Consider the following 25,143-nt stretch of genomic DNA (forward strand, 5'->3'; position numbering starts at 1 on the left):
ACTCCCGGTCACACCTCCGGTCCCCCACTGAAAGCAACCGTCCAGACAACGGTTCAGCCCCCTTCCGGTGCAACCCTGCCCGCGGCTCCTACCGGCTGCTGCGGTGCTCGTACACCGTGACCCGCAGATCGCTCATCGCCTCTGCCGCCCGCGCTTCGTCCTTCCCCTGGTCTATGGCTTCCAGGGCTACGGCCGCCGATACCTGGATCTGGCTCGGCAGGCCCTCGTACGCGGAGAGCCGGTAGGCCACCGTCCGGCGGGCGGTACGCTCTGCGGCACTCACCCCGCCTCGCGCCAGGGGGAACATCGCGGCTTGGTACATGCACAGGCCCGCAACCACGTTGTCAGCGAGAGCTTCCGCGTCCCCGTCGACCGGCCGGGGGATCTCCCACGCGGGCCGGAGCTGTTCCCTGAAGAAGTCGGCGATCTGGCGGGAGCAGCGCCCAGGCGGCCGCGCCAATGCCGCCGGCTCCGGCACAGAGCAGGGACAGCAGGCGGCCGAACAGTGCCAGGCCGAGCGCGGCTCCCGCGAACGTCCCGGTCACCGCCATCACGAAAGTGATCATCAGATGCAGGCGAACCGGCAGCGGCATGGCCAGCAGTATGCCCAACGCCTCCGACACGGTGAGGGCTGCGGACAGCCCCAATAGCTCGGCTGGGCAAGCCTCCGTTCGGGGCGGCTTGCCCAGGGCTCCTCCTAGTAACGCGGGAAGTACACGTCGTCGGATGCTCTGGGGCCGCGCACTGCCGACCCGGGGACCAAGCGGCCGTCAGTCAGGCCGGGCAAGCCTGCTCTCCAGTGAGCTTGCCCAGGTAAGCCTTGGGCTTGCCCGACCGCGTGACCGGTCACGACGGTCACCGCCACCGGCGTGACCGATCGGTGCCCCGCCGTCGGTCAAACCGCACGTCAGTGGCGTGACCGACCCATGCAACTCTGCAGAATCGGTCACCGGTCACCGCTGACCTGTGACAGCGAACCTGGACCGATTGCCACTGAACCTGCACCACTGCGTGGTTTGTGACAGCGAAGACGGATCGCCGCAGGTCAGCGCGCAGAACGAAAAATCGAACATATGATTGAGTCGGTGTCCCAAGTCGTAAGACGGGCCGGTCTTGTTCGCACAGGATGTGGCGGCGGAGGTTTCCGCGTGCCGGGTGGACTCGCCTGCCGCGCAGCGGCTCGTGTGACACGAGCGACTTCCGCTTCCAAGCCGTCGCGCACAGGAGGTGTTGTAATCTTCAACAGGTATAGACCTGGACCATCAACCTCGACAAGACCCCCGAAATGATCCGTTCCGCAGCTTTGCCCGTCGCCTCGCCGACGTCCGTCAGCGCGATCTCCCACGGCCTGCGCCGAGAGCTCCCGCCAGCGCCCCCGCACCAGGCCGGGGAACCCGTGGACATCGAGCCGAGCGCGGTGCTCCGGATCGGCTTCCTCCAGTTCGCTCCTCAGCTGCGCTCGGAATCGGAGAACGTGGACTTCGTCCGCTCGGCCGTTCGCGAGATCACCGACGCCGTTGTGGTCCTCCCCGAGTTCTTCCTCGGCAGCTACCGCACGCTGCCCGCGGCCTTCCCGACCGAGGCGGAACTGGCCGTGCTGCTCGAACCACTGATCGCGGTGGGCGCGAGACAGCGGCTGCGCTTCGTCGGCAGCCTGCCCGTGCACTGCTCCGGCCGGAGCTTCAACCGAGCGCTGGTCATCGGAGCGAACGGGCTCACCGCGGTCCACGACAAGGTGCGGCTCTTCGGCGCCGAGCACGATGTGTTCAGCCCGGGCACTGCCGAACACCGGATGGTCGACATCGCGGGTTGGCAGAGCACCGTGCAGATCTGCATGGACATCGCCGACCCTGGTCCGGCCCGGGCGGCAGCGGTTGTCGGCGCCCAGCTGGTGCTCAGCCCGTCAACCGTGTCGGTCGACTTCCTCCGGAAGATCCACCAGGCGAGGGCCCTGGAGAACCAGGTCATCAGCGTCTTCTGCAACCGCCACGGGGTGGAGCAGGACGGCACCGAGTACCTGGGCCGAAGCGCCGTCTTTCTGCCGGACGGCACCGAGATCTCCGCGGGGCCCGCCGAGGACCAATTGGTCCTGCACACCGTCGGCGCCGAGCAACTGGCCGAATGGTCGGCCACCCAGCGCACCCTGATCGGCCACGTGCTGGCCTAGGCCGGTCTAGGCCCCCCAATCGAGCGCTTAGCCAGCAAGTAATTCTCCAGCACCAGCGCGTCGAGGTTCATCGCTAGGAAGGCCTGGCAGGCATCGGTCGGCGTCTCGACCAGCGGCTCCTCGCGCCGATTGAAAGAGGTGTTCAGCAGGACCGGGATACCGGTGCGCTCGCCGAAGCGTCGCAGCAGCCGATGGCAGCGCTCGTCCTGATCGCGCCGGATGGTCTGCACCCGGGCCGTGCCGTCGACATGGGTGACGGCCGGGATCAAGTGCCGACTGCTCGGCCGGACCTTGACCGCGAGCGCCATGAAGGGGCTCGGCTGGTCCAGCTCGAAGAACTCTGCTGCCCGCTCCTCGGGCACCATCGGAGCCAACGGACGGAACCACTCGCGTTCCTTGACCTCCGAGTTGATGCGCTCTCGCATCCCGTCCAACCTGGGGTCCGCCAAGATACTGCGGTGCCCCAACGCCCGCGGCCCAAGCTCGGAGCGCCCCTGCCACCAACCGATCACCTGGCCGCCCGCCAGCCGGGCGGCCGTCTGTTCCACCACCTCGTGTTCGCTCAGTCGGACGCATTCGGCCCGATCGCCGAGCTCTCGCACCGCCTCCTCCACCGCCTCCGGCGGATACCGCGGTCCGTAGTAGGCGGTGCGCATCGTGGTGTCGACCGTCAGACCTTGACTGCGCACCTCGTGGAGCAGCTTGCCGATTGCCTGCCCGTCATCGCCCGGGGCGGGCACCACAAACACCTCGCGGAACGGACCCTCGTCGAGGATCCGCCCATTCGCCACGCAGTTGAGCGCCACCCCGCCCGCGAGGCAGAGCCTGCTGCTGCCGGTCAGCCGATGGGCACGGCGTGACAGACCGAGCAGGATCTCCTCCAGGATCACCTGACCGGCATAGGCGATGTCCATATCGTCCTGATCGAAGCGGGCGACTTCTGGCGGCCGCTTCCGCGCCGCGACCAGCTCGTCCCACAGGATCTGGTCCTGCGGCGCGGGTGCCGCCCAGCCGAAGAGCTCACGCCCCAGCGTGTTGGCGAGCACGGTCGAAACGAACCGCCGGTCGACCCAGTACGTGCCGTCCTGGTTCGCCTTGGCGTATGCCCGGAGCCGGTCGAGGAACGGGGACGGCCGGCCGTAAGCCGCCAGAGCCATCGTCTTGCCCTCGTCATGCAGGCTCCCCATGCCCGCCAAGGCGCCGACCGCGGTGTAGAAGTGCCCGATCGAGTCGGCCGCGAAGACCCCTTCCAAGCTAGCCCGCTCCTCCACCAGCCGCAGCCCGGCGTCGGTTCCCGACCAGAGGGAGGTGGTGACCAGCCGGTCCCTGCAGTAGCCCTGGCCGTCCACCACGAGGACTGCGGCATCCGCGAAGCCTGAGCCGTAGAAGGTGCTCGCCGCGTGGAACAGATGGTGCTCGTCCGGGTACAGGCCGACGGAGTTGTCGATGAAACGGTCACCCGGACCGCCAAACAGCGGCCGGTACTCCGGGAACGACTTCAGGTACTCGTAGGCCAGCCGGGAGTCCCAGCTGTGCTTGCGCCGGTCGCCGACCCGCTCCGAGGCGAGCGCCAAGATCTCACCGTCCGGAGAGAGCACCGCGACCCCGCCGTCGTGCCAGCTCGTGGCATGGCTGTGCACCACGGCGGACAGCTGCGCCAGACCCACCGTCGGCCGGCCGTGCTCAGGCGGTGAAGCCCAGCGACGCCACGAACACGTAGCCTGACGACTTGTTGAGCAGCTTGGTGACGACGAAGTCGTCGTACAGCCCGGGCGGTACCTCAGTGTCCACGCGGATCCGCACACTGACCCGGAGCGGACTCGGCCGGTTGGTCAGGTCGAGAAGGACATCCTTGTGGCCGCCGTCGGCACTGGTCAGCCGGGCGGTCGCCAGCACGACCTCCCGGGAGTGGAATGATGCGGCCGGGTCCGGTTCGTAGAGCACCACGGTGATCAGATGCCCCGGGTACCCGGTGAAGGTCTCGACATCCTGCGTCACCACCCGGAGCGTGGTGCTGTCCTGCCCAGCCGGATCGGTCTTCTGCAGAGTCAGCGGGATCTCGGTGGTAAGCCCCGCATAACTCGCATCACCGTAGACGCCCGGCTCGTCACCGAGGTGAATACGGCCCTGCCAGATCAACTCCGGCTTGCTACTGAGCATTTGCTTGCCCCCTGCGGGAGAACCTGCTGACATGTGATTACGCACCGTAGTTGAATCAGGACTTCATGTCACTACTCCGCTAGGTCGTGTCGCCAAGGGCTACGTCATTCAGTGGTCTTGCCGTCGGCGCCGTGCCCTCAGACCGGGCGGTTGAGCATTGCAGGGGAGCTCTCGCGGCTTCCCGGGAAGACCCCGGCCAGCTTGACGACGTAGAGTGACATGCCTTCGGGCCAAGCGGGCCGGAAACTCAGATCACCCGATTACAGACTTCTACCAGTACTGGACCCCATCTTCGTTGTCACGAATTGCGTTCGGTCCAACTTCGATGGCAATCGGTCCAGGTTCGCTGTCACAGGTCAACCGCGCCGCCCGCCGACTCGGTCAGTCCTTCTCGGCGCTGGGATGCATGGAGTTGAGGCCGATGAGCAGGACCAGGGCCGGATCCACCTGTCCGCCGGCGGACGTGTACGGGAGGGCGGCTTCGGCCGCCGCCTGGAGCAGCACCTCGAAGTCGCCGTCGGTGAGGACGCCGGTGGTGACCGCGCCGATCCGGATGGCTGTGTCGTCGTCCAGGTCTGCGATGGCCTTGCGCAGGTCTCCTACGGTCAGAGCCCGGTGTAGCGCGCCCTGCCCGTCCCGCCGGATCTTGTAGTCGAACTCGTAGGTGTGGGGACCGTCGTGGTCGGCGTACAGCAGGCACGGCTCCGGGTCGGACGGGATGTTCTCGGTGTCGCGCGCGGTGCAGCCTGGCAGGGTGATCAGCTCGCGGGCTCCGGTCCGCCAGCGCAGCCACCATTCGTCTTCGCCTGCCATCTGCGCCAAGGCGTAGTGCCATTCACCGTCGTGCCCGGCTTGCAGGTCGCACCAGGTGAAGTCGTCCAGCATGTTCGCGCCGTACTCCAGATCGGCCAGGTGCCGGTGCTCCTCCACCGTGAACGAGGTGCCCACCGCACAGCTCTTGCGCGCCAGTCCCATGACGTCTCCCCCTTCGCAGCGTCGTTCGCGGCTCCCATCCTCGCGTCCGGCCGGGCCGCCTGTCCGGCCGGACGACAAAGATCTGCTGCGGCTATCGGCGGCGGCCGAACAGGCCACGGCTCTTCTTCCGCTCCGCTTCGGCCGCCTCGCGGTCCGCGGCTTCCTCCGCCTCGCGCCGCGCGTCCTTCTCCGCCTGCACCTGTTCGTAGTGTTCGTGCAGGCACGACCCGCATAGGTCGTCTCCCTCGCTGCGCCACGAGGACTGCCGGATCGACTGCCAGCGGTCGTCGGTGAGCTTGTTCCCGCAGCGGGTGCACACGGGCCGCTGCGCCTCGCGGGCCGCGGCCTTGCGTTCCGCCTGCCGTCGGCGGGCCTGCTCCCACTGCACGGCGTACAGCCGGTCGCCGTCGGGGTTGTCCAGGGCCTGCGTCAGCGTCTGCCACTCGTCTCGCCCGAGCCTGCGCCACACCGTGCCGGCGGCCCCGGCCGGGTCGGCGGTTATCCGCTCCAGCTCGGTGACGACCACGGGTACCGCCTGGTGGTAGTTGACGGCCGTGATGCCCGAGCCCTGACCCGGATACGGCTCGCCGGCGAAGTAGCGGCGGGCGGCCTGCTCCAGGCGCCGCATCCGGCTGGCGCGCTGCGCGACCGTCTTCCCGGTGAACACGAACGCCACCGGGACGTAGCCCTCGCGGTCGGTCGCCGGGTAGAGGCGTGACCACAGCCGGAAGGCGTGCACCGCCGCTCCCTCGTGACGGGCTGCTCGCTCGTGGTTCGGGTCGGCCTTCGGCGCCAGGAGCTCGAACCACTCGGCGTAGCGCCGAACCTTCTGCACCAGGTCGTCGACGGGCTCGGTGACGCGGTCGACCTCCAGGAGCATCGCGGGCACCCCGGCGTCCGGGGCGCGCATCGTCAGGTCGGCGTACTGGGTGTATCCGTACGGGAGCCTGTGCCCGATCTCGGTCTGCCACGACAGCGGCGTGCCGTACCCGGCCCCGGTGAGCACAGCGGCGGTCGAGGTGACGGCGGCAGCGTGCTCGTCGTAGCCGTCGGCTTGTTGCGGCCGGCCTTCGTCGTCGTACTCGAGCTTGCGCAGCGCGGAGATCCGTACGTTCTTCGGCAGCAGCGGCTTGGCTTCCTTGTGGCCCTTCTCGGTGAGCACCCACAGCTGATGTCCCGACTCCAGCCGCGTCTCCACCCGGACCAGGCCCGAGTCCTTGAGCGCGTTGAGGGTGTCCCTCGTGATCCTGTCGTGCCGGTCGCCGGGGCGCATCATCCGCCACAGCTGATCGGCGGTAGCCCTCTGGAAGATCCCGAGAGCCTTCAGCACTTCCTTCCTTCGGGTGTGGGTGGGCTTCCATGTCTGGTTCGAAGACTTAGAAGGGTTGTCGAACGCGTCGCAGGGCCTTGACCGCCGGGGCTGACCTGCACGAACCGTCCGCGCGGGCGCGGCGGCCGTGGAAGGGGCGATGGAGGGGCCCGTGGAGGGGCCCTGCGGGGCTTGGTCCAGGTCTGCGACGGGCGTCTGGTCGGCGGCAGCGTGCGGTTCGTAGGCGGGGATGGGCGTGAGGTCGGCGGGCACGGTGTCCTCGGATCCTCCGGCCTGCAGGCCGGGTCGGCGGTCGTCCGGCTCGCGCGCGGTCTGCGCACGGGCCGGAGCCACCGTGAGGTGCCACCCCTTGGCCGCGGTCTGACGATCGCCGTCGACGGATGTCCGTTTTCGCCTTGACTACCCCTGGACCGGGCCGTTTTGTCCGTGGCCGACGCCACACCGCCCGGCCGTCCGCTCAGCGGGCCGGACGGGAGCTGGACGGTGAGGAGCCGAGCCGCCAGTCCGAAGGCTTCTGGGCACGGTAGGTCTCGCCGCTCTCGATCCGGGCCTTGTTCCTGGCGAACTCCCGCTCGGCCGCCGACAGCCGGCGCGGCGCGCAGGCGGGGTGTCCCCAGCCGTCGGCCACCTTCGTGATGACGTCGCTCTTGCCGTAGTCCTTCAGGCAGGCCGGGCAGGTGCCCGGGTACGCGGCCCGCAGCGAGCCGCGCGGCAGCGGCACCGCCTTCTTCGCTGCGGCCTTCTTCGCGGTCGGCTTCCCGCCGCCGGCCTTCTTGGCCGCCTGCGCCCGCTTGATCGCCTCGCGCTGCGCCTTGCCGGGCCGCTTCCTCTTCGGCTGCTGCCCGCTCGCCGCCTGCGCGGCCTTCTGTGCCGGGGTCTGTCCCACGGCCGGATCGTAGGGACAGCCGGGCACTCGACAACCGCGCCACGCCACCCGGGTGACGATGCCGACGGCGCACCGGTGCGCACCCCGCGCGCACCGGTGGAATGAGTGGTGCGCGATGTACCGCACTCCCCCACCGGATGGTGCGCACCGAGTGGACTCCACTGCGCACCTGATGCGCACCACAGTGGCGTCCACTCCCGGGCCGGTGCGCAAGATGTCGTCCACTCCCACCCGGTGGTGCGCACCCAAATACGAGAGTGCACGGCACTCAGCGCACCACTCACCGGTGCTACGTACGGTGACGGTGCACGGTGCGGCGGGACAGAGAAGTCTCCCCTCTGTAGGCGCGCATCGTTGGCCGAGCTCGGCATCGCCGGGGCGTTGGCGAGCGAGGTCAAGGAGAAACGCGGAAAACTCGTGCCTGGACAAGGGTTGATTTCTGCCCGATGGAAGGGTCCGTGGAGGGTGGAGCACCTGGTCAAGGGGTGCGCATCGAGTGCACGGCATCCGATGCACCATCACTGTCCGTGTACGTACCGGGTGGAGTGGAACGGGAGTGGAGGCCACCGTCGCGCGCATCGTGGTGCGCACCGCACCGAGTGGGGAGTGCACGACATCGTCGGCGCGCACCAGGTGCGCACGGTGCGGTGCATCGTGCGCACCGCGAGAGTGCACGACATCGTCGGCACGGCAGGCGATGCGGTGGCGGAGTGCACCGCATCGTCAGTGGGCGCACCCGATGCCGGGATGTCCCGCACTCACCGCCGACGGCGTCGGCGCAGGCGCGCGGTGCGCCGCCGGTTCGGCCGGCCGCACGGATCCTGCTGGGAGCGGCGCCGGGGCGACGGCTTCGGAGCCGGGTAGAGCGCCGCGCGCAGTCGGGACGCGTCGGCGAGTCGGGATCGGGTCGACCATCGGGGCCTCCGTGGTTGGGCGGGTCAATCCCCGCACCCTCCTCGGTCCCCGTCGCGTGCAGCGCGCACGGTACGGCCGTGTCCCGACAGCTGGCACGGAGACTTCGCCGTTCGTCCCGCGAGGCGAAGCGGCGGGGAGGTCCAGCGGACACAAGGACGCCCACGGACAAGCCGTCCGTGGGCGTCGTGGGGGGCGTCGGTCAGCTCCGCTGCATGGCCTTGAGGTCGCCCAGGCTCAGCTCGTTCGTGCCTCGCTCGGCCGCACCGCTCTGGGTCCAGGCGAGGATCGCAGGGTGCGCTTCCTCGTACGAAGCGCCGGCGGCCGTGCTCTGGCCGTCGCTGTCGGCGAGCTGGGTGAGGTAGGCAGCCAGGGCGCCCGGGCCCCCGCCGTTGTAACCGACGCTGTACCCGCGCCCCTCGCGCTGCGGGAGGAGCGACAACACCCCTTTCTCCGTTCGGGCCCAGAACAGGCTGCGGCCGATGTAGAAGCGGCTGAAGACGTCGTCAGGGCGCAGGGCGAGCGGAGCGAACGTCTGGTAGCTCCACTGATCGGTGCCGCCTTCGCCTCGGTGCTTGAAGTGCTCGCCGACGACGGGCAGCCCGAACTCGGGGTCGTAGAAGGTGCGGCGGCACAGGCAGCCCGAACCGTTCATGGCCGAAGGGCTGCTGGGGTCCTCGGTGACGCACGGGTGGAACAGGGCCGGGATCTTCGTGCGCTCCACCAGCATGCAGTGCATCGCGTTCGGCTCGCACCGCACCAGCCTGCTCAGCCACTCCTGGAAGTGCGGTGTCACGGTCTGCTGCGCCTCGATCTTCACCTCCGCATTCAGCGACGACGTAGCAACACTGAAGCGCGGCTCGGCGTAGAGGACGAAGTGCATGAAGCCCTTCGTCGGGTCGGTCAGGTTCAGGTCGCGGGCCTCATAGGTCAACGTGACGCTCCAATGCGGAAGTGCTGGGGCAGCGGGGTCAGAAGACGCGGTGTTCGGGGCGCAGGATGAGGCCGCGGTGCAGGAACTGCTTGGTGTCGTCCGGCCCCAGGCCGAGGGCGCGGGAGACGGCCGCTCCTTCGTCCTGGTGGACGAAGGCGAGGAGGATCCTGCGGCTGGTGGGGTCGGCCATGGTCCGGCGGGCGGCTTCGACGGTGTGGGCGATGCAGCCGGTGGTGCCGTCTTCGACGATGTCCCTTCGGGTGTGGTCGTCCCAGACGTTGAGCTGGAGGTTGGCGCCCTCGGTGGAGCAGTCTTCCTTGGAGTCCGCGCCGAGCACGCAGCGCCCGAGCATGGCGGCGTGGGCGTGGCGCTGGAGGTAGACGGCTTTCCCTAGGAGGCGGTCGACTTCCCGCGCGGTGTTCTCGCGTGCCTTCTCCGGGCTGACGAGCGAGGTCTTCGGGTCGTGGGGCTGCACCCTGATCTTCAGCGCCGCCAGGCTGCGGGCGAGGTCGTCGGCGATGCTGAGCAGGCCCACCAGGTTCACGTCGCCGCGCTGGCGGGGCGGGGGCAGCTCGTCGGGGTAGTTGTCGAGCGGTTCCAGCGGTTCGTGCAGGTCGGTCAAGGTTCCTCCCGTGCCGGGTGCCAACGTCCCCGATTGTCAGTCCGGTCCGCCGGGGCTCGCGGGTGAAGTCGCAGATCGGCCATGCGCTGGCCGGTTGGCATCCCTCACCGGTCGCGGCCGGGTCCCCTGCCCTGGTCGGGCCGGGTGGTGTGGTGCTGCTGCTGATCGGCGGGGCGGACCGCATCCGTGGCCGGCTGCCCGGTCTGCTGGAGATGGTCGGCGACGGCGCGGCGGCGGGCGGCGGCGTCCTGGGTGAGCGCGGCGAGGCGGGCGATGTTCTCCGGGGTCCGCAGCCATGTCGCCGGGTCGGTCGTGCGGCCCTCCAGGTATTCCTCGGGCATCGCGGCCTGCTGGTGGGCGTGGACGGCGGCGGCCCGCTGCGCCGGGGTGAGGGCGGTGTCCTGGTCCGGGTGGTCGACGGCGTGCGGCGCCGCCTGGTCGTGGTTGTGGTCGTCACCGCGCGCGGCGGCCGACGTGGTCGCGGCCGGCCCTTCGTCCCGCGCGGTGGAAAGGATGCGGGCGTCGCGGATCGCGTTCTGCAGGACGAGGCTGGCGACCCGGGCCCGCTCGTACCTGCTGGATTCCCGGGGCGGCTTGCCCCCTGCGTCGGCGATCCACCACCGGTGTGGCCAGGCGAAGTCCGCGGTGTAGGTGAGCTGGTCGGGCACCGGGGTGCGGCGGCCGGGCTGGGCAACGGTGAGCTGGCGGGCGTGGCGGGTCAGGGCGCGGTCGGCGATGTAGTCGTCCAGGCCGGGCGCAAAGCCGCGGCCGCGCAGGGTCTCCAGCAGGTGCCGGCGGGCTTCGGCCAGGACGTGGCGGCGGGCGAAGGTGCGGCGCACGGTGAAGACGATCGCGGCGACGTCGACGGCGGCGAGGGCGGTGTCCACTCGCGGGCCCACGCGGGCCCGGATCGCCTTCCCCGCTGCCTGGCAGCGCTCCAGGAGCCCGTCGACCATCTGCTTGCCGAAGCGCAGGATCGCGGACGCACGCCACCACGCGCGCAGCTGCTCCAGCGGCTTCGGGGTCTTCTTCTCCCGGCGGGTGTCCTGCGCCGCCCACCAGCCGAGTCCGTTGCGGCCGCGCTCGCCGGGCAGCCGGCCGTGCTTCTTGACGTACGTGTCGGTGATGCCCTCCAGGGCCGCGTCGATCTGCTCGCGGCGGGTGGCCGACCAGTCGATGAGGTCCTGGTCCACCCCGGCTATCTCCATGACCGGACGCAGGCCGGGCGTCACCTCCCGCGGCACGGTCGCAAGGCCCAGCTCCTCACACACCTCGGTCGTCATCGTGAGGGTGTAGAGCGTCCCGGCCGCCACGATGTGCTGGTAGAGGCGAACGGTGTCCAGCGCATACCAGGAGCCGTCCGGGCGCTGCACCCGGTTGAGGATCAGAACGTGCTCGTGAAGGAGGGGGAAGCCGTCCCTGTTGTCGAAGTGCCGGAACGCGGCGGCGACCAAGGCCGGCGCCTTTGCGCGATTGCGGCCAGAAGACCACCGGGTCTCCGCGACCTCATCCTCAAGCCAACCCAGCACGGTGGCGACCGCGCGCTCGTGCGCCTGCTCGATGACGCGCCGGGTGTGGTCGTCTCCCAGCGCCCACAGCACGACCAGGGACGCCTGCGGCCGGAACACGAAGTCCAGCGCGAACAGCGGCGTCTGCTTCCGCCTCTCGACCTCTTCGACCGGCTGCCCCAGGACGGTCGCCAGCCGGGCCTCGGCTGGGGTGTCCCCGTCGGCCAGGCGCTCGCGCTCGATCCGGTCGGCGTCCGGGTGCCGACCCATCCCGTACATCAGCTCCATCTGCCGCTGCGTCACCGTCTCCCCGGCGGTGAGCCCGAGCGCGGTCAGGCCGCGCCCCATCCACACTCCGGGCGGGAGACCGGCCTTCTCCTGGGCGTCCTTCAACGGCTGGCGGGCAGGACGGCGCCCGTCGCCGAAGGCCACCCCGCGCACGTAGTACCGCCAGGCGTTAAGCCTCTGCACCTTCGCCACACTGATCATCCCCACAGGTGACATCGGCTCTGACCTGCGGAAAAGCACGATCCCGTAGGGCGGGAGAGTTCACCGGAACTTCACGGCCGATCCCGCACGGCGGGCGCGGGCGGTGACGTCGCGCCCGCCAGGCGAACACGGTCTTTCGCACTCACGGCCCCTACAGAGGGCCATGCAAATGCTGCGCGGCGACCAGTCACCCCCACCTCACACACCCCGACAACCGACAACCGACGACTCCACCGTCAAGACGCACACACCTACGTACCGCTCCCCCACCTGACGGCCAAAGACTCCGCCTCCTCCACCACGTCAGCGACTCCCTTCAACCGAGCGAGACACACACCGCCCTCGGCGCAGCCGGGGGCTTCCGGCTTCCCGGAGAAACGACGTGCCCACCTACGAGGCCACGCCCCGCTTCACCACCGACCTGGACCGCCTCACCACCGAACAGCGCCGCCACTTCCGCCAGAGCTTCCGGCAGTCGAGGGCTGGCCCGGTTGGGCTGCGGATGGCCTGAGCTCGTTCGGATGATTGAACCGCTGCTGGCGAACCGGTAGCCAGGGGCGGTTCGTGAGGGAAGGCATGGAGCAGATCGACGAGCAGCACATCGCGGAGCCGGGTCTGGTGGTGCTGGATATCACCGGCCCGGACGAGGACACCGTTACGGCGGTGATGAAGTGCTTGGAGCGGGTGTGGGCCACGTCCGGCGTCACCCCTCTCCGCCGTATTCCAGGCGAGCCGGGCGTACGGGCCCGGGTCTACGCGGACGTCCTACGCCCGGGCGCCGACCAGCGGTAGCGAGGTCGCGGCACTGAACTGCGCGAGAGCCCCTGAACGGCCGCAGCGCCACGGGGCCCGGCTTCCGCTGTTCGGGAAGCCGGGCCCCATGAAGGACCGACCAGTTGACCCCTGAGTGGGGGCACGGGTCAGCCGGCCGAGACGGCCTGCCTTTCCCTGTGCCTGTTGAGCACGTCCAGCATCTTGTTGAACTCGTCAGGCGGCATCTTGAGGATCAGGAAGCGCGCCGCGTCGACACCGTCTTCGTAGGGGAACAGCTTGCGTGGCTGAACCTCTCCCCCAGCCGTGGCTTCGCCTGGGTTGGCCTGTCCGGGAACGGATGGCACGCCCTCCCCTGCTTCGCTGGCAGGCAGGTTTTGCTGCGTTACATCCGGTTCCGCCGATGCGGGGTCGGCCGGATCCGTTTTACGGCCGTAAAACGGATCGGCCTTTTGCTGCTCAGCCCCAGCAGGCAGCCCACCAGTCAGCGGCTTGGGAACGGCAGGCGCCCCAGCGGCCTTCTTGGCAGCCTTCTTGGCGACGGATCGCTCGGCAGACGCTGCCGTCCGCTGCTTCTGCTCGTCTTGCCACCATGCCATCTGTTCCGTGCCGCCCCACTCGTTGTCCCGGGCCAGCTTCCCCAGCGACCGGGCGGCATCGAGCGGCATGGCCTTCTTCCGCACCAGGTCCTGGGCCTCAGGGGCCAGGTGCGTGAGCAGGATGCGTTGGGTGACCCATCCGTCGACCCGCTCGAAGTGCTGGGCTACGGCGCGGTTGGAGCCGAACTCGGCAACAAGGGACTGGACGGCGTATGCCTCTTCGATGGGGTTGAAGTTCTGCCGGTCGACGTTCTCGGAGACCACGGCTTCCATGAACGTCCTGCGGTCTTTGGCCAACCCGTCGTCGACAACACAGTTCAGGGTGGGGCCGCCGGCAGCCGTGGCGCCACGGTATCGACGCTCACCGGTGACGAGGACGTAGTCGACGTCACCGATCTGCTCCACGTGGTCGGGCCACAGTTTCAGGTAGGCGCCGCGGCTGACGGCGGGGCATGCCTGGATCTGGCGGCGCAGCAGGCTCTTCCCGAGGTCGATCAGCTCGTCTTCGGTGCCGAAGTCGGTACGCGGGTTGACCAGGTTGGGGGCAAGCCGGCTGAGCGGGACACGGAGCAGGCGGCCGTCGGCTCGGGTGTCGACGACTGGGGTGTCGTCTTCATCGCCGAAGAAGTCGTCGAACTCGTCGTGCTTGGCCATCTATCGGCCTCCTGCGTACTTCTGGCGGCGGAGCTGGTGCTCCAAGGCGAGGGACACGAAGTCCTGCTTGGCCTTGGTGGCGATGTGGTTGGACTCGTACTGGGTGCAGAATCGCCCGTTGGTGATGCCGCGGGTGTGCGGCTTGTAGTGCCGGACGGTGGCGTTGTACAGCTCCCAGCCTCTGCGTTGAACGAGGCTGATGGTGCGGTCGCGGTCTGCAGTGCCGTCGCGGGGGTCCCAGTTGTTGACGACGACCCCGTAGGGGATCTGGCGGGGGATGAGGACGCGCTCGACGGTGACCTTGGTCGGGGTGAAGGCCGATCCCTCTGCTTCGAGGGGGACGATGACGTCGTCGGCAACATCGAGGACCGCTCGGAGGGCGTCTCCGGTGGTGCCGTCACCGAGAGGGTCGATGGACTCGTCTTCGTCGTCGTCTGCCTTCAGCGGCATGAAGCCGGGGGTGTCGACGATGATGATGTCGGCCTTGGCGCTGCGCAGACGGCGCAGCTTGTCGAGGCTCTGGCTGGCGTCGATGACGCGGAAGGGGACTGGCCTGCCAGCCTTCTTTACCTTCTCAGCGTGTTCGATGCTGGTGCCTTGGGGGTCTATTGAGACAACCGCTACGGACGGGCCGTCGCCTGCGGTCTCGGCGCCGCCATCGCAGCCGAGGATTTCTGCGTAGACCGCAGCGAGGTTGACCGACAAGAGTGACTTGCCGACCCCGCCCTTACGGTTCAAGAGCACGGTGATGTAGGGCATGTACTGCTCTCCGACTACTTCCCGGGAACCCGGTACTTCGGATGGACGGGAAGCATCCTCTCAGATGATCAGAAAGCGTCCGGCAGGGCGTGCGGAGCGCCGTGGTTTTACGGCCGTAAAACGGGTGAGGCAGGCGACGAGCTGGCTGCCGCATCGAGCAGTCCCCGCACAGCGAGTTTTACGGCCGTAAAACCAACCAAGAGCTGACCCGCTCCAGAAACGCAAAAAGCGGCCCCCGCCGCCCGGATCGAGGTCCGGATGGCGGGGGCCGCTTCGTGTGCTCAGGCGCTGAGGTCGATGCCGTGTGGGAGGTCGCGCCCGGCGACGGCGGCGGCCAGGAGCGCGGCGGCGTCGCTCTCGTACGGGTCGCTGTAGCTCTCGTGAGCGCTGACGTCGAACGGCACAGCCGATGCTGTAAGCACCTGCCTACCGGGGGCGGCCTGTGCCAGCTGTGCGTTGAGTTGGGCGACATCGCGGTCGGCGTGGCCGCACTGGGTGTACGGGCCGAGGCAGAACAGGACGTGCCGGGTGCCGTCGGGGCGCCGGGCTTCGACATGGACGGCGTAGTGCGCTGGCCTCATGCCGATGTCGTCGGGGAAGTCCAGAGCCGCCGCGGCGTGGGTGAGCATGCGGTAGGCGGGGTGCCAGGTTCCGAGGATGGCGGTCGTTTCGCAGCGGACCCAGCCAGTGTTGTAGCGGCGGTCGTAGGGCGTGTGCGGGGTGTCCGGGTGGACCAGGGCGACCGCGATAACGGGGCCGTGGTCGTCGCCGGGCCGGGGGTGGGCCCGCTCGACGAACGGTCCGATGCGAACCGCGACATCAACGCCGCTGCCGGGTGTCCAAGGCTGCGGGTTTTTGCGGGCCGCGAGCATCGCTCGGTATTCGTCCACGACGGCCTGGTCTTCGGAGCTGAGGGCGCCAGACGTGCCGCAGCGGTGGAAGAGGCGCTTCATCGGGCGTTCTCCGTCTCGGGGAAGGGGCGGGTTCGGGGCAGTCGCCGGAGGCGCTGCTTGTAGCGGTCCCAGAGGGTGGGGTGGGTGTGGCGCCAGGCGGCGCGGTCCATGCCGACCGGATCCGTGAAGCGCCGGGTCAGGCCGCAGGTGCACTGCAGGCCGTAGGGGAGGTCCTGCTCGTCGTTCCGTGTGGTGGTGACGACGACGCGTTGTCCGTCGTGAGCGCCGTGGTAAGTGCCGACCCAGAGCTGTGTGAGCATCGCGTTCCGATCTTCGTGGTGGGAGGGCTCCGGGGCGGCCGGGCTCGTAGCCGGCGGTCGCCCCGGGCCGAACAGGGGTGGTGCTGCGTGCCGCCGTTCGAGGGCGGGCGGGTGCGGTGGTCAGCGGTTGGCGAGGGCCGTCTGGTGCTGCCCGCGGTGCTTGGTCTGCTCGGGCTCGGCCAGGACGCGTAGGCCGTGCGGCGTGCCGACGGTGCCGCAGGCGCTGCACTGGACCCGGTAGGAGCGGCGGCCGGTGCAGCCGGAGTTCGGGTCGCGGGGCTTGCCGGAGGGGCTGACGGCGTGGAGGCAGACGGTGCCGTTTTCGTGGAGCGGTTCGACCTTGATGGAGATGCGGGCCATGAGCTGGTGCTCCTTCACGGGGTGAGGGCGGGGCGGGTCAGGGCTTGCGGGTGGACTTCTCGAAGGCGGTGATCAGGGCCTGAATGGAGGCGGGGTCGGTGACGATGCCGATCCAGGTGCCGGCCTCGGTCCACAGCTGGACGGCCGGGGTGGCACTGCTGCTGACCGCGACGTAGGCGCCGTAGCGGTCGAAGGTGAGCTCGTCGGCGACTTCGTCCTCACCAGCGGTCTCCGCGAGTGCGAGCGGTACCTCTTGGAGGACTTCGAGGGCTTCGACTTGGAGCTGGACAGCGCCGTTGGAGTGGGCCGGGAGGGTCAGGAATCCGGCGACGTGCAGGTAGTCGCCGGGCCGGAGCTCGGTGAGGACCAGGTGGACGATGAACGGGTCACCGGTGACGCAGGCCAGCACGCTTTCCTCACTGACGTCCTCGGAGGGGGAGGAGATCAGGCGGAAGCGGGCCGTGTCGCGGGGGCCGGGGACGGGCTCGGTGTCGAGGTAGCCGTCTATGCCGATCGGGATGGTGTCCATCAGCTCGCCTCCGCGAGGTTGCGGTGGGTGTGGGGGCGGTGCGTGCGCAGGGCCAGCAGGAGCAGTTCCTGGTTGCGGCGCTGGCGGTCCGGTGTGAGCGGCGCGGGGGCCGGCCGCCCGTGCCGGTGCCAGTTCGGGTGGGCGGCCGGCTCGGGGTAGGCGAGGGCCTGGTCGTCGACGGCCTGCGGGCTGCTGCTCATGAGGTGGCCTCCGGTCGGAGGTGGGGGAGCTGAGCGAGGACCTGGTCCACGAGGTCGCGGGACGGCTTCCAGGCCGGGAGCGCGCCCTTGGCGGGCACGGGCAGGGCGAGTTCGTGGACGTCGGTGAGGACCAGGTGGTGGGCCTCGCGCTGCGCCCAAGGGCTGGTGCAGCGCTCGGGTCCCTGGTCGGGGTGGCAGTCGGTGAGGCGGGCGACGCCGATGACCGCGCCGAGGGGGAGCTCGCGGCCGCGGATCGCGGTGGCGACCAGCGGGTCGCCCAGGGCGGTGCGCTCCAGCTTCTGTCCGGCGTGCAGGAGTACCCAGCCACGCCAGGGCCAGGGCCGGGGCCTGTTCTCGGTGGTCTTCCCGGCGAGGATGCAGGTGGCCCAGGGCTGGCGGATCGTGATGCCGCGGCAGCGGAGGTTCGCGGTGCTCATGCTGCCCGCCCCCACACGGCCGTGCCCGGTCGGCCTGCCCGGCGGCCGTTGATGGACGGCACCGTGGTGTGCGCGGCGGCAGCCAAGACCGCGCGGCCGGTGTGCTTGCCGTCGTACAGGGCGGCATCGGCTGCCCGCTGGAGCTTGGACAGGTCGCGGGCGCCGATCCCGTCCGGAGATGCGGCGCCTACCGAGGCGGCGACGTCGATCGTGCGGCCGTCGTCCAGGACAACCGGCTTGCGCAGCAGCCGGACCAGCTGGTCCAGGCGCCGCTCGCGCCGGTCGGCGGGCAGCCTCAGGACGACGGCGAACTCGTCGCCCCCGAGGCGGCCGACGGCTGCGCGCGGGCCCGCCCAGGTGCTGAGCCGGGCACCGAACGCGGCGAGGACGGCGTCCCCGGCCGCGTGCCCGAATCCGTCATTGATCTGCTTGAAGTGGTCGGCGTCGACCATGACCACGGCCACGTCGTCGCCGTGGCGGGCTACCAGGCTCCGGGCGCGGGCGGTGTAGGCGTCGCGGCGCAGGAGACCGGTCAGCGGGTCGCGGCGGGTGGCGGCGAGCTGCTTGTGCAGCGCGACCGCGTGGAGGGCCCAGCCGGTCAACGGCACGGCGGCGGTCGTCAGAAGGAGGGTGCGCTGGCCGATCCGGGCCGGAACGCGGGGTAAGGGCGACATACTTGGGGTCTCCGTCTCGTCTCGTACGGGATGGATGGGCCCGGGGCAGCCGTCGAAGCCGGCAAGCAGAGCGGCTGTCCCGGGGCAGAGCTACAGCTCCATCGGGCTGGAGTTGAGCCAGCTGTACGGGTTCCTCCAGGGGCCGGCCTTCGCGGCGGGCCAGTCGAGCTCCCAGCCGGGCCGGTACCCGCAGGCACCCCAGCCGTCCGGGCGCCCGTGGGGCATCTCGAGTCCGGCCTGGGCCGCGGTGCGGGCCGCGTCGTAGACCTCGTGCGCGGCCTTGAGGGCGGCGCTGTCGCTGTCGGCCCGGCCGGTGAAGACGTGCACGCCGCACAGGCCCGTGTCGGTGCTCCGTATCGGGACGTCCACCTCGAAATAGCGCTCGGTCATGACGTCCAACTCCTCTCGTGCTCGCGGTGGTGAGGGACCACCGCGACCGCCCCGGCCCCGGCCGGATCGGCAGGGGTCGGGGCGGCACGGAGGACCATCACCCGCTGAGCACGTCCGGGTTCTCGGCGGGGACCTCGTAGACGTCGATGACGTCCTCGCCGCCGGACCAGGTGCCGGGAGCGTGGCGGATGTAGACGATGCGCAGCGGGGAGCCGTCGCGGGCGGTGACGTCGTACTCGTGGACGGTGTGCTTCTTGAGGGCGGAGCGGACGGTCGGGGCCACGGACCGGACGGGCATCCGGGACGGGAACGGCAGGAAGCGGGCGCCGTTGACGGTCGTGTACTGCAGGGCCTGGCGCGGCCACAGCCGGGCGGCGTTCATGGCGCCGTGCTCGCGCAGGGCCTGGGTGTGGGCGGCGTAGTACGCCTTCGCGGCGGCGGACATGGGCATGGGCGGATCTCCTTCGGCGTGCCGGTCGGGTCAGAAGTCGAGCTGGATCGTGATGCGGGTACGGCGGTCGCCGTAGTCACGGCGGGGGTCATGGACGGTGCGGCGGTGCGCGGCCAGGCCAGCCGCACCGCCCTGGACCGGGGTGGTGCACTCCCCGCAGCCGCTCCACCAGTCGTCCCCGGCCGGGAGTTCGGCGGGGGTGAGCGGGTGCGGGTGCGGACCGTCAGCGGCGCGGCTCACGGCCGGGATCCGCGGACGTAGTCGATGGCGCTGGCGACATGGGTGTTGGCCATGAGGCTGCCGCCGTCGTCGATACGGTCCCGCAGCTCGTCCAGCCGCGCCCACGCCGTGGTGAGCTGCTGCGCGAGCCATGCCTCCTCGCTGGTGGCGTCCTTGCCGAGTCGGGCTTCGATCGCGGCGAGGCGGTCGGTGTCCTGGCGGCCGGCCTCCAGGAAGGCGTCGGCCCGACGGACTTCGTCTGCCGTGAACGCGTCCCCAAGGCGCCGGGCAGCGTCGGCCTGCGGGTCATCGGCGTACTTGGCGTAGCCGCGCAGGTGCACCACCAGGCGGGCCAGCTCCCAGTCGCTCCAGCCGGGCTTGCTGCTTTCCTGGAGGAAGGTCATCGCGCGCTCCCGGCGGTCTCGCGGAGCGCTACGGCGGCGTGGTCGTCGGGCTCCTGGTCCGCGTTGTCGAAACCGCCGTGGAGGGTGCAGACGCTGTCCTCGTCGTCGTCCAGGTCGCCGTTCAGCGCCCGGAAGAGGCAGGTGACGCTGTAGGCGGGGGCCCAGGCGTGAGCGGTGCACTGGTCGTCGTGCGGGCAGGGCACCAGGACGTCGAAGCCGATGTCGCCCTCGCCGTCCACGTCGGTGCGCAGGGCGAGAGTGAGGCGCTGCTGGCCGAGGCGGATCTCGGCGACGCGGTCGCCGTCGGCGATGTCGGAGCCGTCGCGCCAGCGCCACATCGGCAGGATCTCGGGGCCGAAGTAACGGCGCACCAGGAGCAGGTCGCCCAGGCCCCCGCCGCCGTCCCAGCCGAGATCCGCGCGCCTGGCGTCGCTGAGCCGCTGCAGCAGCGGCTCCAGGCGGTAGATGTTCTCCGCGACGACGACGTGGTCGAAGCCCTCGCCGGGCAGGCCGGGCCACGCGTCGACCATGGCGGCGTGCTGCGCGAGGACGGCCTGCTCGGGCACGCGCCGGTTCGCGGGTCGGCCTTCCTGGCGTTCGACGCACACGGAGGCCGGGGTGGGGACGACCAGCGCGACCGTGGGCACGCCGTGGCGGCGGGCGGTCTCGATCAGGTTGGCGCGCACGGCCTGCTCGCAGTTCGTGGCGTCGATGACCGTCATCTTGCGGCGGGCGAGGCGGGCCTCCAGGACGGCTTGGAGCGCGAGCACGGCGTCGCCGGTCGCCTCCTGGCAACCTGCGTCGTCGCTGACCAGGGCCCGGAACTTGTCGAGCTCCAGGACCTGCGTGTCGGGCCAGGTCCTCGCCCACGTCGACTTGCCCGACCCGGCCGCGCCGATCAGGCAGACCAGCGACGGGTCGGGGATGGTCGTGTCGACGGGCAGCGCGTTTTCCAGGCGGAAGGTCTTCATGCGGATTCTCCCTGCGGGTCAAGGGCACGGGTGGCGTAGTAGGTCTGGAGGCCGGCGTTCTCGGTGATGAGCGCGGCGGCCTCGTGCAGCGGGCACGACATCTCGCCGTCGCGGTCCGGCTCAATCCGCGCGGCGGCCTGCGCGGCGACGGTGAGCGGCTGCGCGAGGGAGCCGAAGACGCCGTCCTGGCGGTGGTCCTCGTGGTGGAGCTCGCGCAGGACCTCCGCGAGCTCCTGGGCGCCGACCTCGCCGCGCAGTTCGTCCTCGATCTGCTGAAGGGCGAGCTGGGCGATGCCGGCGGAAGCGCGAACGCGGTCGATGCGGGTGCGAGGTGTGGGCACCGCGGCCGCCGTCACAGCGCGGTACCGGCGGCGGCTAGCGCGAGCAGAGCCAGAGCGGTGAGGCTGAGGTCGACCGCGCGGCGCAGGTAGAGGAACTTGCGGACTGCGAGCGCGGACAGGACCCGGATGCGGGCGGGGCGGGGGTCGCCCTGCATGCAGTCGCGGATCGCGTCCTCGTCGAGCTGCGCCCAGTACGGGAAGGACGCCCGGTCGTCCCCGCGGAGCCGGGGCCGGACGACCAGGAGCAGCAGCACGGCGGCCGCGCCCAGGGCGAGGACGGCCGCCGTACCGAACACCTTGGTCGCCAGGGGCAGGTCCTTGTCGGCGACGGACGCAAGTCCGGCGAGGACGGCGCCGTTGAAGGCGAGCAGTAAGGACGACTTGCCGTCCGTGCGGCTGATCTCGTTGGTGACAGCGGCGCAGGCGGCGTCCATGTTCTTGTCGATGCCGGGAGCGGGGACCGTGGAGGTCATGGGCATTGCTTCTCCTTGTCGTTGCCGGGCGGGCCGCGCGCGGCGGCCCGCCCGGGATAGGGGTCAGAACGGTGGTTCGTCGACGGTCGCGGGCAGCGGCAGCAGCCGGATGCGCAGCTCGCGCCGGGTGGCCCAGCAGTCGCACGCCTCCATCTCCGGGAACGGGCCGCCGACCCACCAGCCGCCCGCGCCCCGGCAGTTGGGGCAGGAGCGGCGGGCGACGGGGGTGAGGTGGATCCGGTGCCGGTCGGCGTGCAGCTGCCAGCGGCTGGCCTTGAGGGTGACGGCGGCCGCGGCGGCCATGACAGAGATGGAAGCCGCGACCAGCGCGGCGGTTCGGATGCGCACCGTGTCAGGGCCGGTCGAAGGGCTGGACGGCGAAGCGGGTGCCCTGACCGGAGCTGGTGGGCGTCGCGGTGAGGAAGCCGGGCTCGGTCCGTGCGAGGGAGGCCAGCAGCGCCTTGATCCAGTCGGTGGAGCGCTGGAGGTCGACGCGGAGGGCGTTGAAGTCGGCGAGGTGCACCGGGCGCGGGATGGTGCCGTAGCGGTGGTGCCACAGCCGGGTGCGGATCAGTTCGGCGGCCTCGGTGTCGTCGGGCCGGGTGGGCACGCCGCGCGGCATCGACCGGCAGGCCGCGGCGTGCGCGTTGGCGGCCTTGGCTGCCTCCGCCTCCGACATCGGGTTGTGCGAGGCGTTTTGGTCCGCGCGGTAGGTGCAGCCCAGGCAGGCGGCGGCGTAGTGCGCGGTGCCCCGGTCGGCATCGGCGGTGTAGACGAGGACGGTCGCGCCCTCCAGCGCGCGGTAGCGCTGGGAGACGAGCGTGCCCTCCGGCGTCCAGGTCTCGGGCGCGGGGGCAGGGCGGGTGAACAGAGCCACGGTGACTCTCCTTCGAGGGGTTCGTTGATCAGGCGGCGAGCCGGTGGCTGACCGGGGCCGTGGAGGCGAAGTAGGTGTCGGGGCTGGGCTCGTAGCCCCGGGCGCAGGGGTCGCAGCAGCCCTGGGTGCGCAGCGGGAGGCAGTAGTAGTACCGGCGCTTGCACTGGGGGCACGTGGACCTCGCGGCCATCGCCCGGTCCAGCGCCCACTCCTGTGCGAGGGTCGGCGTCCGCTTCGGCCGGGCAAGTTCCACGTCGTAGAGCCAGCCCCTCGTGGGGTGGTTGCACGACTGGTCGGGCCGGTACGAGCAGCCCTTGCAGCGCAGGACCGCGACCGGGCCGTGCCCGCCGGGGCTCAGCCCCTTCTCCCGTAACTGCCTCCGGGTGAGAAGGCCCTCGGGAATGGCCCCGCGATCATGCTCCGGCAGCGTCGCGTCGGTGCGGGGCACGCGTTTGATCTCGCGGCGCCGCTTCCTGCGCCTCCTGGGCATCAACGGCTCCAGCCGCCGGGCAGCTGGTCGGGGCGCTGCGGGTAGCGGGGGCCGGGACGCTGCGGGCGGGGCCGGCCGATCCGGCGGCGCGGGCGGGGGATGAGCACGAGTGATCTCCTCCAGTCGTGTCGGTGAGCAGCGCTGCGCCCCGCCGACGTCGTGCGGGTGTCGGCGGGGCGAGTGGCGGGTTGGTGCGTTCGGCCAGGCGGCCTGTCCGGTCCTCGTCCGGCCCCGGGGTGCGGGGCGGGGCGAGGGCCAGGCAGAGCGTCAGGTCTCAGCGGGTGCTGCGGGTCCGGAGCAGTCGGGCGGCCCGCTGCCGCAGCTGGTCCCAGAGGGTCGGGTGCGTGTGCCGCCAGGCGGTGCGGTCCATGCCGTCCTGCGTGGGGAAGCTGCGGGAGGCCCCGCAGGTGCACGCCCAGGCGTAGGGCTCGGGGCGGGTGTCGTCGCAGGTGGCGGTGACCGTGGCCTGGGCGCCGTCGTGGCGACCGTGGTAGGTGCCGACCCAGAACTCGTTCGTCTGCTTCATGGGGTTCCGTTCGGGTCCGGGCGCCGCGCCTTGGTCGGCGCGGCGCCAGCAGGAGGGCGGGCAGGGGCGGTGCGGTGGGTCAGCGCAGCGGGTGGAGGTTGTCCGGCTCGTCCAGGTCGTCGTGGACGGGCGCGGACTGCGGCGGGATATGGACCTCGGGGCGGATGTCGATCCGGGGCTGGAAGACCGTGTGGATGACCGGGCGCAGGCTCAGGCCGCGCAGGGCGAAGACAGAGGCGATGGTCCAGGCGAGGACGGCGATCCCGGTGGCGACGGCGCGGCCGTCGGCGGGGGAGGCGGACCACACCATGCCGATGCTGGCCGCGCCCCAGAGGGTGTAGGTGATGCGGGCGCCGGAGCTGTGGAAGAAGCCGCCGACCAGGCCGAACAGGCCCACCGCCTGCCAGAAGGCGTAGACGGCGGATCCGCTGACGGCGAGGTGGCTGGTGTGCTGGGCGATGTAGGAGCGGATCGGGGTGTCGATCACTGCCCAGAAGCTGTTGGAGGTCTCGGACGCCAGCTGGGTGTCGGGGGTGGCGGTGGCGATCCGGTGGGCCACGGCGGAGACGATGTCGCTGGCGGTGTCCAGCAGGATGATGACGGCGCACACTCCGGCCAGGCTGAGTACGGCCTTGATCCAGGTGGCCATCTCGTGCCAGTCGGCGTGCCGGGCCTGGAACACCTCTTCCCACCGCTCGTACAGGAAGCCGCCCTGCTCCCAGGAGGCGTCCCATCCGGCGCGCAGCTGGGCGAAGCGCTTCGTACGGGGCACGTTCTTCACGTCGGGCAGCGGCGGCGGGGGTGTCTGGTCGATCAGGTCGAAGAAGTTCGGGCTGGTCGGGTGCTGCTGGCCGTTGATGGGCTTGTTGTCGGACTGCATGGCGGGGCGTCTCCCTCGCTGGGGGTTGGTGTGGTGGGCGGTGGTGCGCAGGCCGGACGGCCTGGCCCGCACCCGACCGCGTGGGTTCGGGTGCGAGGCAGGTGGTCCGGAGCAGGGGGTCAGAGGCCGCGGGTGTCGGCGAGGCCGGCGGCCTGGTCAAGCATTCGCATCGGGATGCGGCTGGAGCTGTGGGCGTCGTTGAAGGACGGCACGGAGTGGACGTCGTCGCCGAACTTGCGGCGGATCGCGTCCAGGAGCACGGCGGCCGCGCTGTCTTCCAGGCCGCTGTCGCCGCGGGCCTCGATCCGGATGGCCCCGAGCATGCAGCGGGCGCCGTCCTCGTCGACCAGGGCGCCGGAGCACCAGCCGCCGGTGAGCAGCCGGTGGTGGGCGCGCTGCAGAAGGGCTGCGACCGGTGTCGGGTACAGCTCGGGCAACGGGGCGGGCCCGGTGTCGAGGGGGCCGACGATGATGTCGGCCAGGTCGACGGGCTCGGTGGGGATGTGGGCGGTGTTGACCTCGTAGGCGATGGCCGCTTCGTCCAGGCGCACGGTCATCGCCGCGTTGATGAACGCCAGGCGTTCCTCGAGGGACAGTTCCGTCGGCGGCGCGGGCGCTGCGGTGGTCGGGGCGGTCTGGTCTATGGCGGGGTGGGTCTGGGGCATCGGGGCTCCCTGGGGCGTCGAAGGTGCGGGGCTAGGGGTGGCGGCCTTCGACGTCGGCGGCCGGGGCGGGTCAGATGCTGGAGATCCAGCCGGTGACGGCGCCGATCGCGTCGTTGATGGTGGGTGCGGCGCCGGTGGAGGCGAGGAAGAAGCCGAATCCGGCGCAGGCCAGGGCATGCCAGAGGCGTACGGAGCCGCCCCGGATGAGGACGAAGGCGACGATGCCGAGCAGGACGACGGCGGAGATCGATACGGCCACGAGCGGTGTGTCCTTCCA

At 70.7% G+C, this 25,143-nt stretch carries 35 protein-coding genes; 3 read left to right on the forward strand and 32 right to left on the reverse strand.

Features of this window, described 5'->3' with window-relative positions:
* Window positions 1–88 precede the first annotated feature (88 nt).
* Complete coding sequence (locus ACIPYQ_RS38855) at window positions 89–283, reverse strand: hypothetical protein (protein WP_401259151.1); 195 nt, start codon at window positions 281–283, stop codon at window positions 89–91.
* A gap of 1,002 nt (window positions 284–1,285) precedes the next feature.
* On the opposite strand from ACIPYQ_RS38855, the gene ACIPYQ_RS38860 reads away from it, so the two are divergent.
* Entirely contained in the window at window positions 1,286–2,167 is an 882-nt protein-coding gene (locus tag ACIPYQ_RS38860) for a carbon-nitrogen hydrolase family protein (protein WP_401259153.1), read from the forward strand.
* On the opposite strand, the gene ACIPYQ_RS38865 is transcribed toward ACIPYQ_RS38860, so the two are convergent.
* From ACIPYQ_RS38865 to mobF, 8 genes are all read right to left on the reverse strand, one after another.
* Window positions 2,164–3,834 carry a carbamoyltransferase gene (locus tag ACIPYQ_RS38865; RefSeq protein ID WP_401259155.1) on the reverse strand — a complete coding sequence of 557 codons (1,671 nt, stop codon included), beginning with the start codon at window positions 3,832–3,834 and terminating at the stop codon, window positions 2,164–2,166. The genes ACIPYQ_RS38860 and ACIPYQ_RS38865 overlap by 4 nt on opposite strands.
* Before the next feature lie 16 nt (window positions 3,835–3,850).
* Entirely contained in the window at window positions 3,851–4,327 is a 477-nt protein-coding gene (locus ACIPYQ_RS38870; protein WP_401259156.1) for a hypothetical protein, read from the reverse strand.
* A gap of 381 nt (window positions 4,328–4,708) precedes the next feature.
* A complete protein-coding gene (locus ACIPYQ_RS38875) occupies window positions 4,709–5,302 on the reverse strand; it encodes a hypothetical protein (RefSeq protein WP_401259158.1) in 594 nt (197 codons plus the stop codon).
* 91 nt (window positions 5,303–5,393) lie between these two features.
* Window positions 5,394–6,632 carry a replication-relaxation family protein gene (locus ACIPYQ_RS38880; RefSeq protein WP_401259160.1) on the reverse strand — a complete coding sequence of 413 codons (1,239 nt, stop codon included), beginning with the start codon at window positions 6,630–6,632 and terminating at the stop codon, window positions 5,394–5,396.
* 457 nt (window positions 6,633–7,089) lie between these two features.
* Window positions 7,090–7,518, reverse strand: coding sequence for a hypothetical protein (locus ACIPYQ_RS38885; RefSeq protein WP_401259162.1), 429 nt, complete (start codon window positions 7,516–7,518; stop codon window positions 7,090–7,092).
* 1,114 nt (window positions 7,519–8,632) lie between these two features.
* The gene (locus ACIPYQ_RS38890; RefSeq protein ID WP_401259163.1) at window positions 8,633–9,364 is read right to left on the reverse strand and encodes a hypothetical protein; all 732 of its coding nucleotides are present in this window, start codon (window positions 9,362–9,364) and stop codon (window positions 8,633–8,635) included.
* A gap of 37 nt (window positions 9,365–9,401) precedes the next feature.
* Complete coding sequence (locus ACIPYQ_RS38895) at window positions 9,402–9,986, reverse strand: hypothetical protein (protein WP_401259164.1); 585 nt, start codon at window positions 9,984–9,986, stop codon at window positions 9,402–9,404.
* Window positions 9,987–10,090: 104 nt separating this feature from the next.
* Window positions 10,091–11,983 carry a MobF family relaxase gene (mobF, locus tag ACIPYQ_RS38900; protein ID WP_401259166.1) on the reverse strand — a complete coding sequence of 631 codons (1,893 nt, stop codon included), beginning with the start codon at window positions 11,981–11,983 and terminating at the stop codon, window positions 10,091–10,093.
* 382 nt (window positions 11,984–12,365) lie between these two features.
* Here mobF and ACIPYQ_RS38905 point away from each other — a divergent pair, with 382 nt between their 5' ends.
* Together ACIPYQ_RS38905 and ACIPYQ_RS38910 are read left to right on the forward strand one after the other, a co-directional pair.
* Window positions 12,366–12,494 carry a hypothetical protein gene (locus ACIPYQ_RS38905; RefSeq protein ID WP_401259168.1) on the forward strand — a complete coding sequence of 43 codons (129 nt, stop codon included), beginning with the start codon at window positions 12,366–12,368 and terminating at the stop codon, window positions 12,492–12,494.
* Window positions 12,495–12,547: 53 nt separating this feature from the next.
* Entirely contained in the window at window positions 12,548–12,775 is a 228-nt protein-coding gene (locus tag ACIPYQ_RS38910; RefSeq protein ID WP_401259170.1) for a DUF6207 family protein, read from the forward strand.
* Between the two features lie 128 nt (window positions 12,776–12,903).
* Here the strand turns inward: ACIPYQ_RS38910 and ACIPYQ_RS38915 are convergent, their stop codons facing one another.
* From ACIPYQ_RS38915 to ACIPYQ_RS39025, 23 genes are all read right to left on the reverse strand, one after another.
* Window positions 12,904–14,007, reverse strand: a complete 1,104-nt coding sequence (locus tag ACIPYQ_RS38915) for a ParB/RepB/Spo0J family partition protein (protein WP_401259172.1) — start codon at window positions 14,005–14,007, stop codon at window positions 12,904–12,906.
* Window positions 14,008–14,766, reverse strand: a complete 759-nt coding sequence (locus ACIPYQ_RS38920; RefSeq protein WP_401259174.1) for a ParA family protein — start codon at window positions 14,764–14,766, stop codon at window positions 14,008–14,010.
* 281 nt (window positions 14,767–15,047) lie between these two features.
* Complete coding sequence (locus tag ACIPYQ_RS38925; RefSeq protein ID WP_401259176.1) at window positions 15,048–15,719, reverse strand: hypothetical protein; 672 nt, start codon at window positions 15,717–15,719, stop codon at window positions 15,048–15,050.
* A complete protein-coding gene (locus ACIPYQ_RS38930; protein ID WP_401259178.1) occupies window positions 15,716–15,979 on the reverse strand; it encodes a hypothetical protein in 264 nt (87 codons plus the stop codon). Before ACIPYQ_RS38930 ends, ACIPYQ_RS38925 begins: the two co-directional genes overlap by 4 nt.
* A gap of 120 nt (window positions 15,980–16,099) precedes the next feature.
* On the reverse strand, window positions 16,100–16,339 hold the full coding sequence (locus ACIPYQ_RS38935) for a hypothetical protein (protein WP_401259180.1): 240 nt from the start codon (window positions 16,337–16,339) through the stop codon (window positions 16,100–16,102).
* A 37-nt stretch (window positions 16,340–16,376) separates the two neighbouring features.
* Entirely contained in the window at window positions 16,377–16,868 is a 492-nt protein-coding gene (locus tag ACIPYQ_RS38940) for a hypothetical protein (RefSeq protein ID WP_401259182.1), read from the reverse strand.
* On the reverse strand, window positions 16,868–17,068 hold the full coding sequence (locus tag ACIPYQ_RS38945) for a hypothetical protein (protein ID WP_401259184.1): 201 nt from the start codon (window positions 17,066–17,068) through the stop codon (window positions 16,868–16,870). Before ACIPYQ_RS38945 ends, ACIPYQ_RS38940 begins: the two co-directional genes overlap by 1 nt.
* Window positions 17,065–17,505 (reverse strand): hypothetical protein, encoded by a 441-nt coding sequence (locus tag ACIPYQ_RS38950; RefSeq protein ID WP_401259185.1) that lies wholly within the window; start codon window positions 17,503–17,505, stop codon window positions 17,065–17,067. Before ACIPYQ_RS38950 ends, ACIPYQ_RS38945 begins: the two co-directional genes overlap by 4 nt.
* On the reverse strand, window positions 17,502–18,179 hold the full coding sequence (locus ACIPYQ_RS38955) for a GGDEF domain-containing protein (RefSeq protein ID WP_401259187.1): 678 nt from the start codon (window positions 18,177–18,179) through the stop codon (window positions 17,502–17,504). Before ACIPYQ_RS38955 ends, ACIPYQ_RS38950 begins: the two co-directional genes overlap by 4 nt.
* A gap of 90 nt (window positions 18,180–18,269) precedes the next feature.
* A complete protein-coding gene (locus tag ACIPYQ_RS38960; RefSeq protein ID WP_401259189.1) occupies window positions 18,270–18,569 on the reverse strand; it encodes a hypothetical protein in 300 nt (99 codons plus the stop codon).
* A 97-nt stretch (window positions 18,570–18,666) separates the two neighbouring features.
* Window positions 18,667–19,020 (reverse strand): hypothetical protein, encoded by a 354-nt coding sequence (locus tag ACIPYQ_RS38965; RefSeq protein ID WP_401259190.1) that lies wholly within the window; start codon window positions 19,018–19,020, stop codon window positions 18,667–18,669.
* A 30-nt stretch (window positions 19,021–19,050) separates the two neighbouring features.
* Window positions 19,051–19,260 carry a hypothetical protein gene (locus ACIPYQ_RS38970; RefSeq protein ID WP_401259192.1) on the reverse strand — a complete coding sequence of 70 codons (210 nt, stop codon included), beginning with the start codon at window positions 19,258–19,260 and terminating at the stop codon, window positions 19,051–19,053.
* On the reverse strand, window positions 19,257–19,643 hold the full coding sequence (locus ACIPYQ_RS38975) for a hypothetical protein (RefSeq protein WP_401259194.1): 387 nt from the start codon (window positions 19,641–19,643) through the stop codon (window positions 19,257–19,259). The genes ACIPYQ_RS38970 and ACIPYQ_RS38975 overlap by 4 nt, the downstream gene beginning before the upstream one ends.
* Window positions 19,640–20,614: an AAA family ATPase gene (locus ACIPYQ_RS38980; RefSeq protein WP_401259195.1), complete on the reverse strand. Its 975-nt coding sequence runs from the start codon at window positions 20,612–20,614 to the stop codon at window positions 19,640–19,642. Before ACIPYQ_RS38980 ends, ACIPYQ_RS38975 begins: the two co-directional genes overlap by 4 nt.
* A complete protein-coding gene (locus ACIPYQ_RS38985; RefSeq protein ID WP_401259196.1) occupies window positions 20,611–20,955 on the reverse strand; it encodes a hypothetical protein in 345 nt (114 codons plus the stop codon). Before ACIPYQ_RS38985 ends, ACIPYQ_RS38980 begins: the two co-directional genes overlap by 4 nt.
* Before the next feature lie 11 nt (window positions 20,956–20,966).
* Window positions 20,967–21,428: a Pycsar system effector family protein gene (locus tag ACIPYQ_RS38990; RefSeq protein WP_401259197.1), complete on the reverse strand. Its 462-nt coding sequence runs from the start codon at window positions 21,426–21,428 to the stop codon at window positions 20,967–20,969.
* A gap of 63 nt (window positions 21,429–21,491) precedes the next feature.
* Window positions 21,492–21,776, reverse strand: coding sequence for a hypothetical protein (locus tag ACIPYQ_RS38995; protein WP_401259198.1), 285 nt, complete (start codon window positions 21,774–21,776; stop codon window positions 21,492–21,494).
* A gap of 4 nt (window positions 21,777–21,780) precedes the next feature.
* Window positions 21,781–22,305 (reverse strand): hypothetical protein, encoded by a 525-nt coding sequence (locus tag ACIPYQ_RS39000; RefSeq protein ID WP_401259199.1) that lies wholly within the window; start codon window positions 22,303–22,305, stop codon window positions 21,781–21,783.
* A 28-nt stretch (window positions 22,306–22,333) separates the two neighbouring features.
* Window positions 22,334–22,753 carry an RRQRL motif-containing zinc-binding protein gene (locus ACIPYQ_RS39005; RefSeq protein ID WP_401259200.1) on the reverse strand — a complete coding sequence of 140 codons (420 nt, stop codon included), beginning with the start codon at window positions 22,751–22,753 and terminating at the stop codon, window positions 22,334–22,336.
* 316 nt (window positions 22,754–23,069) lie between these two features.
* Complete coding sequence (locus ACIPYQ_RS39010; RefSeq protein ID WP_401259201.1) at window positions 23,070–23,321, reverse strand: hypothetical protein; 252 nt, start codon at window positions 23,319–23,321, stop codon at window positions 23,070–23,072.
* Between the two features lie 79 nt (window positions 23,322–23,400).
* Window positions 23,401–24,201 carry a hypothetical protein gene (locus ACIPYQ_RS39015; protein ID WP_401259202.1) on the reverse strand — a complete coding sequence of 267 codons (801 nt, stop codon included), beginning with the start codon at window positions 24,199–24,201 and terminating at the stop codon, window positions 23,401–23,403.
* A 119-nt stretch (window positions 24,202–24,320) separates the two neighbouring features.
* Entirely contained in the window at window positions 24,321–24,866 is a 546-nt protein-coding gene (locus ACIPYQ_RS39020; protein WP_401259203.1) for a hypothetical protein, read from the reverse strand.
* Between the two features lie 70 nt (window positions 24,867–24,936).
* Window positions 24,937–25,125, reverse strand: a complete 189-nt coding sequence (locus tag ACIPYQ_RS39025; protein WP_401259204.1) for a hypothetical protein — start codon at window positions 25,123–25,125, stop codon at window positions 24,937–24,939.
* Window positions 25,126–25,143: the final 18 nt, after the last annotated feature.

Source organism: Streptomyces sp. NPDC090045 (genome assembly GCF_044747975.1).
Taxonomy (GTDB): domain Bacteria; phylum Actinomycetota; class Actinomycetes; order Streptomycetales; family Streptomycetaceae; genus Streptomyces.